The following is a 14967-nucleotide window of genomic DNA, read 5'->3' on the forward strand; positions in this document are numbered from 1 at the left end:
CTTAAGATTGTAAAGGTATTTCTGGTAATTTATTTTTAAAACTTGGTGCATTATCTCTGTAAGAAACAAGTTTCTTTTTAGATACAAGTACTATTAAATCTTCATTTAAAGTAAATAAGCAAGCTGTTCTAAATTTATTTATAAGTAAACTTTCTAATTCTGATTTTAATTCTTCTAAAGTAAATTGCTTAAATTGATTATCATCTGTATAACGATACTTTAATTCGAAAACATCTTTGTCATCAATTTTAAACAAACGTGCATATACATTTAATAAACCTTCACTTTTTCTAATAGGTTTACTTACTGTTAATTTTACAAACTCATCGTTTGTTATACTTTCCTTTAAAACTTCAAAAAAATGGATAAATTCACTCATAGTACAAATATAAAAAACGCCACTAAAAAGTGGCGTTTTTAAGATATTAATAATCTTAGATTATTATAATCAAAAAGGTATTTTAATATATTATTATGGTCTAAAATTAATTTTACGCATACGTAAGCTTTCTGGAGTAACTTCTAAATATTCATCAGCTTTAATATACTCCATACATTCTTCCAAAGAAAAATCAATTTTTGGTGCAATTTTTACACTATCATCTGTACCAGAAGAACGAACGTTAGTTAATTTTTTACCTTTAATTAAGTTTACACCCATATCATCGGCTTTAGAGTTTTCTCCTACAACCTGCCCAATATAAATATCTTGATTAGGATCGATAAAGAATCGACCTCTATCTTGTAATCTATCAATAGCATAAGCTGTTGCTTTACCTGCTGCAGATGATACAATTGCACCTTTAATATCTTCAGAGAAATCACCTTTATAAGGTCCATATTCAGAAAAACGGTGGTTAATAATAGCTTGACCTGCAGTTGCAGTTAAAATTTTATTACGCAAACCAATTAATCCTCTCGAAGGAATTGTAAATTCTAAATGCTGTAAATCTCCTTTAGGCTCCATGATTAATAAATCTCCTTTTCTAAGAGATACTAAATTAATTGCTTTAGAAGCAACATCTTCAGGAACATCGATAGATAAAGTCTCGTAAGGCTCACATTTCACTCCGTCAATTTCTTTTAAAATAACTTGTGGTCTACCTACTTGCAATTCGTATCCTTCTCTACGCATTGTTTCAATTAATACAGATAGGTGTAAAACTCCACGTCCGAAAACGTTAAATTTATCTTCAGAATCTGTAGTATCTACTCTTAATGCAAGGTTTTTTTCCATTTCTTTAAACAATCTGTCACGCAAATGACGAGATGTTACAAATTTACCTTCTTTACCAAAAAACGGAGAGTTGTTAATAGTAAACAACATACTCATTGTTGGTTTATCAATTTCTGTTCTTGGTAATGCCTCTGGGTTTTCTAAATCTGCAATTGTATCACCAATTTCAAAATCTTCTACACCAGTAATTGCACAAATATCACCACAAGGTACTTTATCTACTTGTACTTTACCCATTCCTTCAAAAACATGTAATTCTTTAATTCTAACTTTTTTAGTAGAACCATCAGCTTTACATAACATGTAATCTTTACCAGCTTCTAAATCACCTCTAAACACACGTCCGATTGCAATTCTACCTGTAAAAGCAGAAAAGTCTAAAGAAGTAATTTGCATTTGTGCAGTACCTTCGTTGTATTTAGTTTCTGGAATAGATTCTAATACAGCATCTAACAAAGGTACGATATTGTCAGTTTCATTTTTCCAGTCTGTAGACATCCAATTGTTCTTCGCAGAACCGTAAATTGTAGTAAAGTCTAATTGCTCTTCTGTTGCTTCTAAAGCAAACATCAAATCAAAAACTTTCTCATGAACTAAATCTGGAGTACAGTTTTCTTTATCTACTTTATTTACAACTACTATTGGTGTTAATCCTAATTCTAAGGCTTTACCTAATACAAAACGAGTTTGTGGCATTGGCCCTTCAAATGCATCCACTAATAATAAAACACCATCAGCCATTTTTAATACACGCTCTACCTCTCCACCAAAATCGGCGTGACCAGGAGTATCAATTACGTTAATTTTTGTGTTCTTATAATTTACAGATACGTTTTTAGAAAGAATCGTAATTCCTCTTTCACGTTCTAAATCGTTGTTGTCTAACAATAAATCTGTACGTTCTTTACGTTCGTCTAAGATTTTTGCTTGATCTATAATTTTATCAACTAACGTTGTTTTACCGTGATCTACGTGGGCTATAATAGCGATGTTTCTAATTGGTTGCATTCTTGCGTTCTTAAATTTCGTGCAAAAGTAGTGTTTTTAGTTTAAAGATTGGTTTCAAACTAAAAAAGTTTAACTATCTAATAACTATTAATATATCTAAGAGAAGATTATAGTGTTTTATTTTACGAAACAACCTCCTTTTAAATTGATTAATTTTAAAGAAGGAAAATACTCTTTTAAAATTCTGATAGCCTTTGTACTTCTTACACCTGATTTACAATAAACAACTAAACTTTTATCAACATTTACCTCTTCTAGTCTTGATTTCAAATCACTTAAAGGAATATGTTGACCACCAATATGATATTGTTTTCTTTCACTTTCCTCTCGAACATCTAACAAATTATAATCAGAAATATTGCTTTCTAAAAAAGTAAGAGTAATTTCCTCAATGTCGAACTCTATTCCGCAGAAAACATCATAATTCTCTTCTAACTCCTGAATATTAATTTTAGTGTTTTTCTGATAATTTAAAGTTACTTGCTGCATTGTTAATGTATTATATAACAACAATTTATTTGATAACACATTTCCTATTCCACAAATAATTTTTATCGTTTCATTAGCTTGAAAACTACCAATAATACCTGGTAAAACACCTAATACACCAATTTCTGAACAATTAGGCGATTCATCTGGCTTTGGTGGCGTTGGATACAAACATCTGTAAGTTGCACTATTATTGTAATTAAAAACACTTACTTGGCCCTCAAATTTAAAAATTGCTCCGTAAACTAATGGTTTGTTTGTAATAACTGCTGCGTCATTTGCTAAATATCTTGTTGAAAAATTATCAGATCCGTCAATAATAATATCGTATTTTTTAAATAAAGCAATAGCATTTTGTCTTGTTAATTTTTCTTGATAAACATTAAAATTAATAAACGGATTTAATGCTGATAATCTTTTTGCGGCAACTTTAGCTTTCGACAAGCCAATATCATCAATAGTATATAAAATTTGACGTTGTAAATTACTTTGATCTACAACATCGTCATCAATAATACCAATATTACCAACACCTGCAGCGCTTAAATATTGTAAAACTGGGCAACCTAATCCGCCAGCTCCAATTACTAAAACTTTTGCTTTTTTTAATTTTAATTGTCCTTGTTCTCCTATTTTATCTAAAATAAGATGACGATTGTATTGCTGATATTCTTCGGTAGATAAATTCATATAAATTATACCTTTTCAAAATGTTCCCAATCTTTCCAAACAACCTCTAAACCATTATTTTTTAACATTTTTACAACATCTTCTGTACTTCTTTCATCAGAAATTTCGAATTGTTCTAAAGATTGTGGTTCAACAGAATATCCACCAGGATTTGTTTTAGACTCGGCACTAATAGAAGTAATACCTAATTTAACGATATGATTTCTAAATATTTCACTTTCTCGGGTAGACATAGATAATTCAACATCTTCATCAAACAAACGAAATGCACATATAGTTTGTACTAAATCTTTATCCGTCATTTCTACTTTTGGTTCTAAACCACCAGAATGTGGTCTTAATCGAGGAAAAGAAATCGAATATTTAGTTTTCCAATACGTCTTCTGTAAATATTTTAGGTGTAAAGCTGTAAAAAAACTATCTGCTCTCCAATCTTCTAAACCAAATAAAGCGCCTAAACCAATTTTATGCACACCGGCTTTACCTAATCGATCTGGTGTATCTAGACGATAATCAAAATTAGATTTCTTCCCTTTAGGGTGATGTTTTTTATATTCTTCTCTATGATAGGTTTCTTGATAAACAAGTACGGCATATAATCCATTTTCTTTTAAAAGAATGTAATCTTCTGTATTTAAAGGCTGAATTTCTATAGTTATGTTAGAAAATTTACTGCGTATTAATTGAATCGCATTTTTTACATAATCTACACCAACGGTTTTATTTGCTTCGCCAGTAACTAACAAAATATGATCATATCCTTTCTTTTTTAGAAAAGCAACTTCTTTTAGAATTTCTGCATCTGTTAGCGTTCTTCTTGGTATTTTATTGGTCATACTAAAACCACAATACGTACAGATATTCTGACACTCGTTACTTAAATACATGGGCGCATACATTTGTATTGTATTCCCAAATCTCTTTTTAGTAAGTGCATGACTTTTTTGGGCCATTTGCTCTAAATATGGTTTTGCTGCCGGAGACAACAGTGCCTTAAAATCTTCTAAATCTAGATTATCTTTTAAAAGCGCCAACTCAACATCTTTATTGGTTTTATTGTAAATACTATTTAAAGTTTCAGTCCAATTATAAGTATCAAAAAGTGTTTTAAAGTTGCGCATCTTTTAATTTAAAAATGATGTTAACGGACTACTTGCAACTGCTTTTTTATTTACAGGAGCCAACTTCGCTTCAAAAGCCATTCTACCAGCTTCAACTGCCATTCTAAAGGCGTTTGCCATTGCCACAGGATTTTTAGAAACTGCAATTGCGGTATTTACAAGAACTGCATCTGCACCTATTTCCATTGCAAATGCTGCATGAGAAGGCGCACCAATACCTGCATCAACAATAACTGGTACATTCGATTGCTCGATAATAATTTCTAAAAAATCTACCGTTTTTAAACCTTTATTACTACCAATCGGAGCACCAAGAGGCATTACACATTGAACACCTACTTCTTCTAATCGTTTACATAAAACAGGATCTGCATGAATATACGGCATTACTACAAAACCTTTTTTAACCAATTCTTCTGCAGCTTTTAGAGTTTCTATCGGATCTGGCAACAAATATCTAGGATCTGGATGAATTTCTAATTTTACCCAATTTGTCTGTAAAGCTTCTCTAGATAATTCTGCAGCAAAAACTGCTTCTTTAGCATTTCTAACGCCAGAGGTATTTGGTAATAAATTAATTCTTTCATGATTTAGATGCATTAAAATATCATCCTCTTCATTCGTCACATCAACCCTTTTTAATGCTACCGTAACCAATTCGCTTTTACTCTCTAATAGTGCATCTTGCATTAAATTAGACGAACTAAATTTACCTGTTCCGGTAAATAAACGAGAATTAAATGTTTTATCGGCAATTATTAATTTTTCCATGCTATTTAATTTTTATCAAACTTAAATATTTGCTCTTGGGCTCTATCTTTAAGCAATATTTTATGAAAGTTTGAAATTACATTGTAATTATTAGTTATTTCTGATGAAACAGCCAATCCGTAAACACCTGTTTCAATAATTGACTCTACATCGTTTAAAGTGATACCACCAACTGCAATTATTGGCACTGTAGTTTTTAATTCTTCTAAAATAACTTTGTAACCCGTTACTCCTAAAACCGGACTTAAATTTTCTTTTGTATTTGTGAATCTAAACGGACCTAAACCAATATAATCTACTTTTTTGTCTATTAAAACTTCACAATCTTTTAAAGTGTTTGCAGTACCACCAATAATTTGCCAAGACGCTAATTCTTTACGAACCAAATTAGGACAAGCATCTGTTTTACCTAAATGAACGCCATCTGCTTTTATGGCAATTGCAACTTTGTAATAGTCGTTTATAATTAATCTCGTCTGAAAATTATCTGTAATTTCTTTAACCTTTTTAGCTGTTTCTAAAACAATATCTTCCTTTACATTTTTTAAACGTAGTTGAACTGTCTCTGCACCAGAGCTGCATGCATTTTGAATATTTTGCAAATGCTCTTCTGGTGATTTACCTTGAGATATATAATGTAATTTACTTATCATTTCTATTTTTGTGATTTCCTAATAAACTTGTATTAGAATTTAAAAATTGTTCTGTATATAACTTTGTTTTTCTACAAGCATCATCTATACCAAAACCCAAAGCTATATTTGCAGCTAATGCAGATGATAAAACACAACCGCTGCCATGTTTCTCGTAAACTTTTTCTGCAATTGGTGGTATATTTAACTGAACCAAATTATTGTAATAAACCTCATCTAAACCTTTCTGCTCTTTTCTGTGTCCGCCTTTTAAATACAGGTTTGTTTTATTCGCCATAAAATCTATCGTTTCTTCAATATCTTTTTTAGGGAACAAAGCCTTAATTTCATCGTAATTTGGTGTAATAAAAAAACAAGATGTAAGTATTTTTTCTAAAATTATTAGATTTTGATTTGTATGAAAATTAAAACCACTACTAGTTTTTAAAACAGGATCTAAAATTATTTTTATGGATGCATTTAACGCTTTTAACTTATTTATAATGTTACATAAACGTTCCCAAGATTCGATAACACCTATTTTAACTACATCAATAGAAAACCTTTCAAATAAAGTTTCTATTTGACTAATAATAACCTCTTCTGCAATCCATAGACAATGTTTAAAATTAATGTCATTCTGAACGGTTACAGCTGTGCAAACAGACAAACCGTATAATCCATGTGCTTCAAAAGTTTTTATATCTGCCGTTAAACCAGCACCACTAGATGGATCTAGGCCTGCAATAGTTAAAATAAAGTTGTTATCATCTAACATAAAAATTAACCTTTAGCTACTTTATACTGATCTCTGATACCTTTAAAACTTTCAATAGGATTTTTCGCATTCCAAACTCCACCTAAAACTCCGATACCATTATACCCTAAGTCTAGAACTTTTGCTATTGTTTCTTTATTTACGCCTCCCATACCAATGATTGGTTTATCAATATGATTTACATCAAAACCTCTACCTTGATAACCCTGTTTTGAAATTGAAGAAAAAACCGGACTTAATAAATTGTAATCAAATTTTATTTTACAACTTTCTAATTCTTTTGGCTCATGAAAAGAACTGCTTATCGTTTTACCTTTCAAATTAAAATTAGATAAATAATCTGCTCCGATTTCTAAAACATCTTTACGCTTTTGCTCTTGAAAATGAATTCCTTTTAAATTAAATTCGTGAATCAATTCATGATAATAATGTAAAACTATCTTAGAATGAAAAGCTGTATCTATTTGGTTTAAGTATTGTAAATATTCTTCTTTCGATTTATTGGGTTTTCTTAAATGATAATACTCTAACCCTTCATTAAACAAAGTATCTAAAATTTCTATTTCATTAGAAATATCATTTTCTGGCGCAATAAGTATTATCATAAGTAGTAAAAATTATCTAAAAAACACCTTTTAATATTTCAATAATAATCAATCTATACAATAGAAAAGCTCAACTACGTCTCCCCCAAGACGTAGAAGCCCTTTTAAGGCAAAAGTATATTATAAATATACTTCTGAACCTTTATCTTTAAATTCTTTAGATTTTTCTTCCATTCCTTTTGCAAAAACCTCATCTCCTTCTACCTTATTTTCTGCTGCAAAATCTCGAACTTCCTGAGAAATTTTCATTGAACAAAATTTAGGACCGCACATAGAACAAAAGTGTGCAATTTTAGCTCCTTCTGCTGGTAAAGTCTCATCATGATATTCTCTTGCTAATTCTGGATCTAAACCTAAATTAAACTGATCTTCCCATCTAAACTCAAAACGTGCTTTACTTAAAGCGTCGTCTCTGTGTTGTGCACCTGGATGTCCTTTTGCTAAATCCGCAGCGTGTGCTGCTAATTTATAAGTAACCACACCAGTTCTAACATCTTCTTTATTCGGTAAACCTAAATGCTCTTTAGGTGTTACATAACACAACATTGCACAACCAAACCAACCAATCATAGCTGCGCCAATACCAGATGTAATATGGTCATATCCTGGTGCAATATCTGTAGTTAAAGGTCCTAAAGTATAAAAAGGAGCCTCGTCACAAGCTTCTAATTGCTTGTCCATATTTGCTTTAATCATATGCATTGGCACGTGACCAGGACCTTCTATAAAACATTGTACTTCGTGCTTTCTTGCTATTTTAGTTAATTCTCCTAAAGTTTCTAATTCTGCAAACTGTGCTTCATCATTTGCATCAGCAATAGAACCTGGTCTTAAGCCGTCTCCTAAAGAAAAAGCAACATCATATGCTTTCATAATCTCACAAATTTCTTCAAAATGTGTATATAAAAAACTTTCTTTATGATGTGCTAAACACCATTTTGCCATAATAGAACCTCCACGAGATACAATACCGGTAATTCTTTTTGCTGTCATTGGCACATAACGTAAACGTACACCTGCATGAATTGTAAAATAATCTACACCTTGTTCTGCTTGTTCTATTAATGTATCTCTAAAAATCTCCCAAGTTAAATCTTCTGCTACTCCGTTTACTTTTTCTAAAGCTTGATAAATAGGGACTGTACCAACAGGAACCGGTGAGTTTCTAATAATCCATTCTCTAGTTTCATGAATATTTTTTCCGGTAGATAAATCCATAATATTGTCTGCACCCCAACGACAAGCCCAAACCGCCTTTTCTACCTCTTCTTCTATAGAAGAAGTAGTAGCAGAATTACCAATATTAGCATTAATTTTAACCAAGAAATTACGACCTAAAATCATAGGTTCTGCTTCTGGATGATTAATGTTTGATGGAATTACTGCTCTACCTCTTGCCACTTCTTCTCTAACAAATTCTGGCGATATTTTTGCAGGAATACTTGCACCGAAATCTTGACCTGGATGTTGTTTAGACAAACGTGTAATCTCATCTATTTTTTGGTTTTCTCGAATTGCAATGTATTCCATTTCTGGAGTTATTATTCCTTTTTTAGCATAATGTAATTGTGTAACATTATGCCCCTTTTTTGCTCTTAGTGGTTTTTGTAAATGATTAAAACGTAAATGATCTAAACTTTTATCATTTAAACGTTCGTTACAATATTTAGAAGAAAAAGAATCTAACTGTTCAACATCATTTCTTTCTAAGACCCACTCTTCTCTAATTCTTTCTAAACCATTATGAATATTAATTTCTTTGGTAGGATCTGTATACGGACCAGAAGTATCATAAACAGTAACGGGCTCGTTTGCTGTTCTTTTCTTGGTCATAGAATCTACCGTATCACTTAATTCTATTTCGCGCATTGCTACTTTAATTTTTGGATACAGTTTACCTTTTACATATACTTTTTTTGAATTAGGAAAAGGATTTCTAGTGATTCCTTTACTTGGTGCTGTGTCTTTTTTCTTCATTTTTTATAGTTGTAAGTTTTATCCGCCTTGAGTAGATTTTATGATTAAAACTTTATCATTATTATGAAGTAAATTAGAAGACCAATTTTCTTTTTTTATAACATTAGAATTAACGGCAATAGCAATTCCGTTTGTTTTTATTTTCAAAAAACAAATTAATTCTTCTATTGATATTTCTTCAGAAAATTGTTGATTTTCTTGGTTTACATTTATAGTAATCATAAGTATAAATATTACTGTAAACCAAAGAGAGGTAGTTATACAACTAAATCTTGGTAACTTTTTCCTACGTTGGTATTAACCAAATCAGGTTCTAAGGATGTTTCTCAAACTAATTTAATAGCTACTCCTAAAGTTTACAAGACAAATATATCTTTTATTTTTTTAAAATTATATTTTTTTAAAATTATTTTACATCATCTCTAAATGCTGATGGTAAAATGTCTGGTATTAATTTTATTAGTAAGGGTAATAGTAATGCACCACCCGGAAGCATAAAAACAGTAAAAGCAGGTATTGCTTTGCAAATGTCTAATAACTGTACTTTTATTTTTAACTTCTCTTCTTCTGTTAACGACGAATGTGTAGATTTTCTTATTAAATGCATTGCCTCTTTACTCTGCATCAATTCTTGATGCAGTCTAAGTTTATTTCGATGCAACAACATTTTTATTTCATCTATCGTTTGCATTATATTTTTCTGCGTTTTCGCTCTGCTTTAATCAAATTTAATTCTCTACTTGTTTGTCCTGCTACAGATGTATTTTCTTCTGCTCTTCTAATTAAGTAAGGCATTACATCTCTAACAGGGCCAAAAGGAACATATTTAGCGACATTATAACCTAAATCTGCTAGGTTAAAACTAATATGATCGCTCATACCATATAATTGACCAAACCACAAACGTTTATCATCTTTAGCTATTTTATATTGTTCTGCTAATTTTAAAAGTAAATAAGAACTTTCTTCATTATGCGTACCGGCAAATAAAGCCATTTTTTTATGTTCCATCATATACAGAATAGCTGCATCATAATTTTTATCTGTTGCTTGTTTATCTGCACAAATAGGAGATTCATATCCTTTTTCTTCTGCTCTACTTCTTTCCTTTTCCATGTAAGCACCACGAACTACTTTCATACCAATATGAAAATCTTTTTGATAAGCTCTTTCGTATAAACCTTTTAAATACTCTAAACGATCGTGTCTGTACATTTGTAATGTATTAAATACAATTGCTTTTTCTTTATTGTAGTTTTCCATCAATTCTTCAACTAAATCATCTGCTGCATCTTGCATCCAGCTTTCTTCGGCATCTATTAATAAAGGTACATCTTGTTTTACTGCTGCTTTACACACAGTATGAAAACGCTCTTTTACACGAATCCATTCAGATTTTTCTTCTACAGTTAAGGTTTGTTTTTCTGTAATTTTTTGAAAAAGAGCAAACCTACCAAAACCAGAAGGTTTAAAAACCGCAAACGGAATCGATTTCTTTTCTTCACCGAAATTAATAATCTTTAAAATAGTCTTTAAAGTTAAGTCGAAAACCTCTTCTCCTTCTTTACCTTCTACCGAATAATCTAACACAGAAGATACTCCTTTTGTATACATTTTTTCTATATTTGGTAAACAGTCTTCTTCTGTTACACCACCACAAAAATGATCGAATACTGTAGAACGAATTAAACCCTCTACAGGTAAATGTGCTTTTAAAGCGAAATTTGTTACAGCTGTACCTATTCTAACCATTGGTTGGTTCTGTATCATCTTAAAAAGAAAGTATGCTCTTTCTAATTCTGAGTCTGTTTTTAATGAAAATGCAATTTCAGTATTATCAAAAAATTTCATTCGTTAGATTTTAATTTAGAACAAAGATAGTCTAAGACTGTAAATAATTCAATAATTTCTATTTAATTTGCACATTCAATATTAAAATGATGAAATCTATAAAAGCCGTAAGTTATCCTGTTCATTTTCAAGAAAAAGGATACAAAGAATTATCAAACTTAATTTCTAACAAAAACTACTCTACGCTATTTATTTTAGCTGATGAAAATACTTTTGAATGTTGTTACCCTAAATTTATTCCAAATCTAAAAACAGATATTCGTATAGAAGTTATAGAAATAGAATCTGGTGAAATAAATAAAAACTTAGAAACCTGTGCTGGTGTTTGGAACGCGATTACAGAATTAGGCGGAGATAGAAAAAGTTTGGTAATTACTCTAGGCGGTGGCGTTATTACAGATTTAGGTGGTTTTGTTGCTTCTTGTTACAAGAGAGGTATCGATTTTGTTAACATACCTACAACGTTACTTTCTATGGTTGATGCTTCTGTAGGCGGTAAAACTGGTGTAGATTTAGGTGTTTTAAAAAATCAAATTGGTTTGTTTGCAAACCCCGAAATGGTTATTGTTGATACCAATTATTTGGAAACAGTTACAGAAAGAGAAATAAAATCTGGTACTGCAGAAATTATTAAATACGGTATTACTTATGATAGTAAACTTTTTTATGAAATTAAAAACAACAAAGGTTTAGATATTAAAGACTTAATTTTTAGATCTATAGAAATTAAAAACGAAGTAGTTTTACAAGATCCTAAAGAAAAAAACTTACGCAAAATTTTAAATTTCGGTCATACATTAGGGCACGCTATAGAATCTTTTTATTTAGAATCTGAAGACAAAGTAAACTTAACTCATGGCGAAGCTATTGCAATTGGTATGGTTTGCGAAAGTTATATGTCTGAAAAACTTTTAGGTTTTCCTACTGAAAAAGTTTTAGAGGTTAAAGATGTTGTACTATCTATTTACGACAAAATTGATTTATTAAAAGAAGATTTTTCTGCAATTTTAGAATTATTAAAGCACGATAAGAAAAACGTAAACGGACAAGTTAATTTTGTACTTTTAAATGATTTTGAAGATTATAAAATTGATTGCAAAGTGCCCGTAGATTTAATTATAGAAAGTATGGAGTTTTACAATAATTAATATAAACTTTTACACATAAAAAAAGCCTTTTCAAATTGAAAAGGCTTTTTTTATGTGTTGTAAAAATAAAATTATACTTTCTTAACTTTTACTGCATTCATACCACGCATACCTCTTTCTAATTCGAAAGAAACTTTATCGTTTTCTGCAATTTGATCAATCAAACCACTTACGTGTGTAAAATACTTTTCGTTATTTTCTGTATCAATAATAAATCCGAAACCTTTAGAAGTATCAAAGAAAGAAACTTTACCTTTTCTTACAGGATCTTCTTCTGGTAAATCTTCTTTTTTAGTTACAGAAATTTGAATATCTTCTAATTCATACTCTACTTTTAATTCTGGATCTGGCGGAGTATCTGTTAAATTACCATTATGATCTACATAAGCAAATTGAATTCCTGTAGACCCATTTTCTTCTTTGGCAGCTTTTCTAGCTTCCATTTTTTTAATCTTATCCTGACGTTTTTTTAAACGTTTCTTTTCTTTTTCACTTTTACTAAATGTTTGCTGCGATTTTGCCATTAAAATACAAAAGGTTTTTTTTTATTAATATTTCTAAAAAGATAAAATACGTTACAAGAAAATCTAATTAAGGCTAACTAGTATAATGAAGGAATTGTATTCTGTCTTACAGTTACAAAGGTACAAAATTTAAAGGAATAATACATACTTTTTAATTGCTGATTACTAACAATATGGTAAAGATTAACTTTTCCCCAAAAAAAACATTTTTAAAAAACCATACACCAATTTACTTCGTATGTATATCTGAAAACTAAAAATAAACAGAATGAAATCTATTAAAATTATGGCATTAGTATGTGCTACTACGCTTGGTTTAACTTCTTGTTCTAATAATAATACAGATTTAGACCTACAAACAGAAACTAAAGTTTTATTTACTTCAAATAATTCTGATGGAAATGTAAATATGTACAATGTATCTGATATGAATAATATCTCAACATCTACAATAACAACTGCAACTACAAAAGCAGACGGAATTTATTATGACGGTTCAGAAGATCTTGTTGTGCAAGCTTCTAGAAGTACATTTGGTTTAGAAGGTTATACAGGTATCGATGTTTCTGGTACTTCATTAACAGCTAATGTTGGTGTTACAGGTTCTTTAGATATGACAAGTCCGAGAGAATTGGCAGTAAGTGGTAACTTTTATGTGGTTGCAGATAATGCAGATGTAGACGGAGATGATACTACTAAAGATGGTAGATTATTTGTCTACTCTAAAAATGGAAATTCTTTTACTTTAAGAAACACAATTACAACAAACTTTAAATTATGGGGAATTGTATTTAAAGGAAATGATTTATTTGCGATTGTTGATACTACAAATGAATTAGCAGTATTTTCTAACTTTTTAAGTAATACAAGTACAGCAACTGTAGAGGCTACAAAAACAATTGCCATTGAAGGTATTGTTAGAACACATGGTTTAACTTATGATGCTACAACCGATGTGATGATATTAACAGATATTGGTGAAGCTTCTAACGGACAAGACGATGGTGGTTTTCATATAATTGAAGATTTTACATCAAAATTTAACGCAACAGCTAACAATGCCACTTTAGCTGTATCGCAACAAACAAGAGTTTCTGGTGCAAGTACTTTATTAGGTAATCCTGTAGATGTAGCTTATGATAGCGATACTAAAACTGTTTTTATTGCTGAAGCAGGAAACGGCGGAGGAAGAATATTAGCTTTTAATAACATAAATAATGGAGGTAATTTAACACCTTCTTATAATGCCGCGTTTGCTTCTGCTTCTGCTGTGTATTTACATAAAGAATAAAAATTATACAAAAACATTTTTGGTTGAATGTTTTATGTTAATGTTGGGCCTTCCGTTAATTCGGAAGGCTTTTTTTTGTGTATTAATTTATTGTTAAAAAAAGACCAAATTTCAGTAATACTTTCTTTTTTAATAGTAATACTATTATATTTGCAATCTAAAATAGTTTCAGAATGAAAAACTTATTATCAATATTAAAAATTACAGTACCCGATAAGATTTTTATTAAAGATCCAGAAACCTCAAACTTAGGTAAAAAAATAATCGAAAATAGTATTCTTCTAATAGACGAAATTGGTTTCGAAAACTTTACCTTTAAAAAACTAGGAACAAAGATACAATCTAATGAAAGTTCTATTTACAGATATTTTGAAAGTAAACATAAGTTACTATTGTATTTATCGTCTTGGTATTGGGCTTGGTTAGAATATCAACTAGTTATAGAAACATTTAGCATATCAGACAATGAATTAAAACTAGAAAAAGCAATAGAGGTAATTACTAGAACGGTATCGTTAGATAGTAATTATTCTCATATAAATGAAGCAATTTTATATAAGATAATTGTTAATGAAAGTTCTAAATCTTTCTTAACAAAAGAAGTAGATACAGATAATAAAGAAGGTTATTTTGAAGTCTACAAAAGATTAATAACAAGAATAAAAGAAATGATATTAGCTTTAAAACCAGATTATGAATTTGCACTTAGCCTCTCTAGCACAATTTTAGAAGGTGGCTTACATCAACATTTTTTAAAAGAACATTTTCCGTCTATTACAAATAGTAAAAAAGGTGCTACACCTACTCGTTTCTTTACGCAACTTGTTAAAAACACACTAAAATAA

At 30.1% G+C, this 14967-nt stretch carries 16 protein-coding genes and 1 riboswitch; of the genes, 3 read left to right on the forward strand and 13 right to left on the reverse strand.

Going from position 1 to position 14967, the window contains the following annotated elements; translation table 11 throughout:
* Position 1: 1 nt before the first annotated feature.
* The 12 genes from BXQ17_RS04655 to BXQ17_RS04710 form a co-directional block, all read right to left on the reverse strand.
* On the reverse strand, positions 2-379 hold the full coding sequence (locus BXQ17_RS04655) for a hypothetical protein (protein ID WP_077809527.1): 378 nt from the start codon (positions 377-379) through the stop codon (positions 2-4).
* A gap of 93 nt (positions 380-472) precedes the next feature.
* On the reverse strand, positions 473-2245 hold the full coding sequence (typA, locus tag BXQ17_RS04660) for a translational GTPase TypA (protein WP_077809528.1): 1773 nt from the start codon (positions 2243-2245) through the stop codon (positions 473-475).
* Between the two features lie 117 nt (positions 2246-2362).
* Entirely contained in the window at positions 2363-3424 is a 1062-nt protein-coding gene (moeB, locus tag BXQ17_RS04665) for a molybdopterin-synthase adenylyltransferase MoeB (protein ID WP_077809529.1), read from the reverse strand.
* A gap of 5 nt (positions 3425-3429) precedes the next feature.
* Positions 3430-4545 (reverse strand): 2-iminoacetate synthase ThiH, encoded by a 1116-nt coding sequence (thiH, locus tag BXQ17_RS04670; RefSeq protein WP_077809530.1) that lies wholly within the window; start codon positions 4543-4545, stop codon positions 3430-3432.
* Between the two features lie 3 nt (positions 4546-4548).
* Entirely contained in the window at positions 4549-5316 is a 768-nt protein-coding gene (locus BXQ17_RS04675) for a thiazole synthase (RefSeq protein ID WP_077809531.1), read from the reverse strand.
* 5 nt (positions 5317-5321) lie between these two features.
* The gene (gene thiE, locus BXQ17_RS04680; protein ID WP_077809532.1) at positions 5322-5969 is read right to left on the reverse strand and encodes a thiamine phosphate synthase; all 648 of its coding nucleotides are present in this window, start codon (positions 5967-5969) and stop codon (positions 5322-5324) included.
* On the reverse strand, positions 5959-6726 hold the full coding sequence (locus BXQ17_RS04685; protein ID WP_077809533.1) for a hydroxymethylpyrimidine/phosphomethylpyrimidine kinase: 768 nt from the start codon (positions 6724-6726) through the stop codon (positions 5959-5961). The genes thiE and BXQ17_RS04685 overlap by 11 nt, the downstream gene beginning before the upstream one ends.
* A 5-nt stretch (positions 6727-6731) precedes the next feature.
* Positions 6732-7331: a thiamine phosphate synthase gene (locus BXQ17_RS04690; protein WP_077809534.1), complete on the reverse strand. Its 600-nt coding sequence runs from the start codon at positions 7329-7331 to the stop codon at positions 6732-6734.
* Positions 7332-7451: 120 nt separating this feature from the next.
* Complete coding sequence (gene thiC / locus BXQ17_RS04695; RefSeq protein WP_077809535.1) at positions 7452-9308, reverse strand: phosphomethylpyrimidine synthase ThiC; 1857 nt, start codon at positions 9306-9308, stop codon at positions 7452-7454.
* An 18-nt stretch (positions 9309-9326) separates the two neighbouring features.
* Positions 9327-9530: a sulfur carrier protein ThiS gene (gene thiS / locus BXQ17_RS04700; RefSeq protein ID WP_077809536.1), complete on the reverse strand. Its 204-nt coding sequence runs from the start codon at positions 9528-9530 to the stop codon at positions 9327-9329.
* A gap of 44 nt (positions 9531-9574) precedes the next feature.
* Positions 9575-9669, reverse strand: a riboswitch (TPP riboswitch).
* A gap of 45 nt (positions 9670-9714) precedes the next feature.
* Positions 9715-9999: an LETM1 domain-containing protein gene (locus BXQ17_RS04705; RefSeq protein ID WP_077809537.1), complete on the reverse strand. Its 285-nt coding sequence runs from the start codon at positions 9997-9999 to the stop codon at positions 9715-9717.
* Positions 9999-11159: a proline dehydrogenase family protein gene (locus tag BXQ17_RS04710; RefSeq protein ID WP_077809538.1), complete on the reverse strand. Its 1161-nt coding sequence runs from the start codon at positions 11157-11159 to the stop codon at positions 9999-10001. The genes BXQ17_RS04705 and BXQ17_RS04710 overlap by 1 nt, the downstream gene beginning before the upstream one ends.
* A gap of 89 nt (positions 11160-11248) precedes the next feature.
* On the opposite strand from BXQ17_RS04710, the gene aroB reads away from it, so the two are divergent.
* Positions 11249-12307: a 3-dehydroquinate synthase gene (aroB, locus tag BXQ17_RS04715; RefSeq protein ID WP_077809539.1), complete on the forward strand. Its 1059-nt coding sequence runs from the start codon at positions 11249-11251 to the stop codon at positions 12305-12307.
* A gap of 71 nt (positions 12308-12378) precedes the next feature.
* On the opposite strand, the gene BXQ17_RS04720 is transcribed toward aroB, so the two are convergent.
* Positions 12379-12831: a cold-shock protein gene (locus BXQ17_RS04720; RefSeq protein ID WP_077809540.1), complete on the reverse strand. Its 453-nt coding sequence runs from the start codon at positions 12829-12831 to the stop codon at positions 12379-12381.
* 268 nt (positions 12832-13099) lie between these two features.
* On the opposite strand from BXQ17_RS04720, the gene BXQ17_RS04725 reads away from it, so the two are divergent.
* Both BXQ17_RS04725 and BXQ17_RS04730 read left to right on the forward strand, forming a co-directional pair.
* The gene (locus tag BXQ17_RS04725) at positions 13100-14122 is read left to right on the forward strand and encodes a hypothetical protein (protein ID WP_077809541.1); all 1023 of its coding nucleotides are present in this window, start codon (positions 13100-13102) and stop codon (positions 14120-14122) included.
* Positions 14123-14295: 173 nt separating this feature from the next.
* A complete protein-coding gene (locus tag BXQ17_RS04730; RefSeq protein ID WP_077809542.1) occupies positions 14296-14967 on the forward strand; it encodes a TetR/AcrR family transcriptional regulator in 672 nt (223 codons plus the stop codon).

It is taken from the genome of Polaribacter sp. BM10, from assembly GCF_002005425.1.
Classification (GTDB): domain Bacteria; phylum Bacteroidota; class Bacteroidia; order Flavobacteriales; family Flavobacteriaceae; genus Polaribacter; species Polaribacter marinaquae.

What these genes read in the sequence shown, in the direction of transcription:
- BXQ17_RS04730 (WP_077809542.1), top strand. Translation starts at nt 14,296, where the DNA reads ATGAAAAACTTATTATCAATATTAAAAATTACAGTACCCGATAAGATT.
- BXQ17_RS04685 (WP_077809533.1), bottom strand. Translation starts at nt 6,726, where the DNA reads ATGTTAGATGATAACAACTTTATTTTAACTATTGCAGGCCTAGATCCA.
- BXQ17_RS04725 (WP_077809541.1), top strand. Translation starts at nt 13,100, where the DNA reads ATGAAATCTATTAAAATTATGGCATTAGTATGTGCTACTACGCTTGGT.
- BXQ17_RS04690 (WP_077809534.1), bottom strand. Translation starts at nt 7,331, where the DNA reads ATGATAATACTTATTGCGCCAGAAAATGATATTTCTAATGAAATAGAA.
- aroB (WP_077809539.1), top strand. Translation starts at nt 11,249, where the DNA reads ATGAAATCTATAAAAGCCGTAAGTTATCCTGTTCATTTTCAAGAAAAA.
- BXQ17_RS04675 (WP_077809531.1), bottom strand. Translation starts at nt 5,316, where the DNA reads ATGGAAAAATTAATAATTGCCGATAAAACATTTAATTCTCGTTTATTT.
- thiC (WP_077809535.1), bottom strand. Translation starts at nt 9,308, where the DNA reads ATGAAGAAAAAAGACACAGCACCAAGTAAAGGAATCACTAGAAATCCT.
- BXQ17_RS04720 (WP_077809540.1), bottom strand. Translation starts at nt 12,831, where the DNA reads ATGGCAAAATCGCAGCAAACATTTAGTAAAAGTGAAAAAGAAAAGAAA.
- BXQ17_RS04710 (WP_077809538.1), bottom strand. Translation starts at nt 11,159, where the DNA reads ATGAAATTTTTTGATAATACTGAAATTGCATTTTCATTAAAAACAGAC.
- thiE (WP_077809532.1), bottom strand. Translation starts at nt 5,969, where the DNA reads ATGATAAGTAAATTACATTATATATCTCAAGGTAAATCACCAGAAGAG.
- BXQ17_RS04655 (WP_077809527.1), bottom strand. Translation starts at nt 379, where the DNA reads ATGAGTGAATTTATCCATTTTTTTGAAGTTTTAAAGGAAAGTATAACA.
- typA (WP_077809528.1), bottom strand. Translation starts at nt 2,245, where the DNA reads ATGCAACCAATTAGAAACATCGCTATTATAGCCCACGTAGATCACGGT.
- thiS (WP_077809536.1), bottom strand. Translation starts at nt 9,530, where the DNA reads ATGATTACTATAAATGTAAACCAAGAAAATCAACAATTTTCTGAAGAA.
- thiH (WP_077809530.1), bottom strand. Translation starts at nt 4,545, where the DNA reads ATGCGCAACTTTAAAACACTTTTTGATACTTATAATTGGACTGAAACT.
- moeB (WP_077809529.1), bottom strand. Translation starts at nt 3,424, where the DNA reads ATGAATTTATCTACCGAAGAATATCAGCAATACAATCGTCATCTTATT.
- BXQ17_RS04705 (WP_077809537.1), bottom strand. Translation starts at nt 9,999, where the DNA reads ATGCAAACGATAGATGAAATAAAAATGTTGTTGCATCGAAATAAACTT.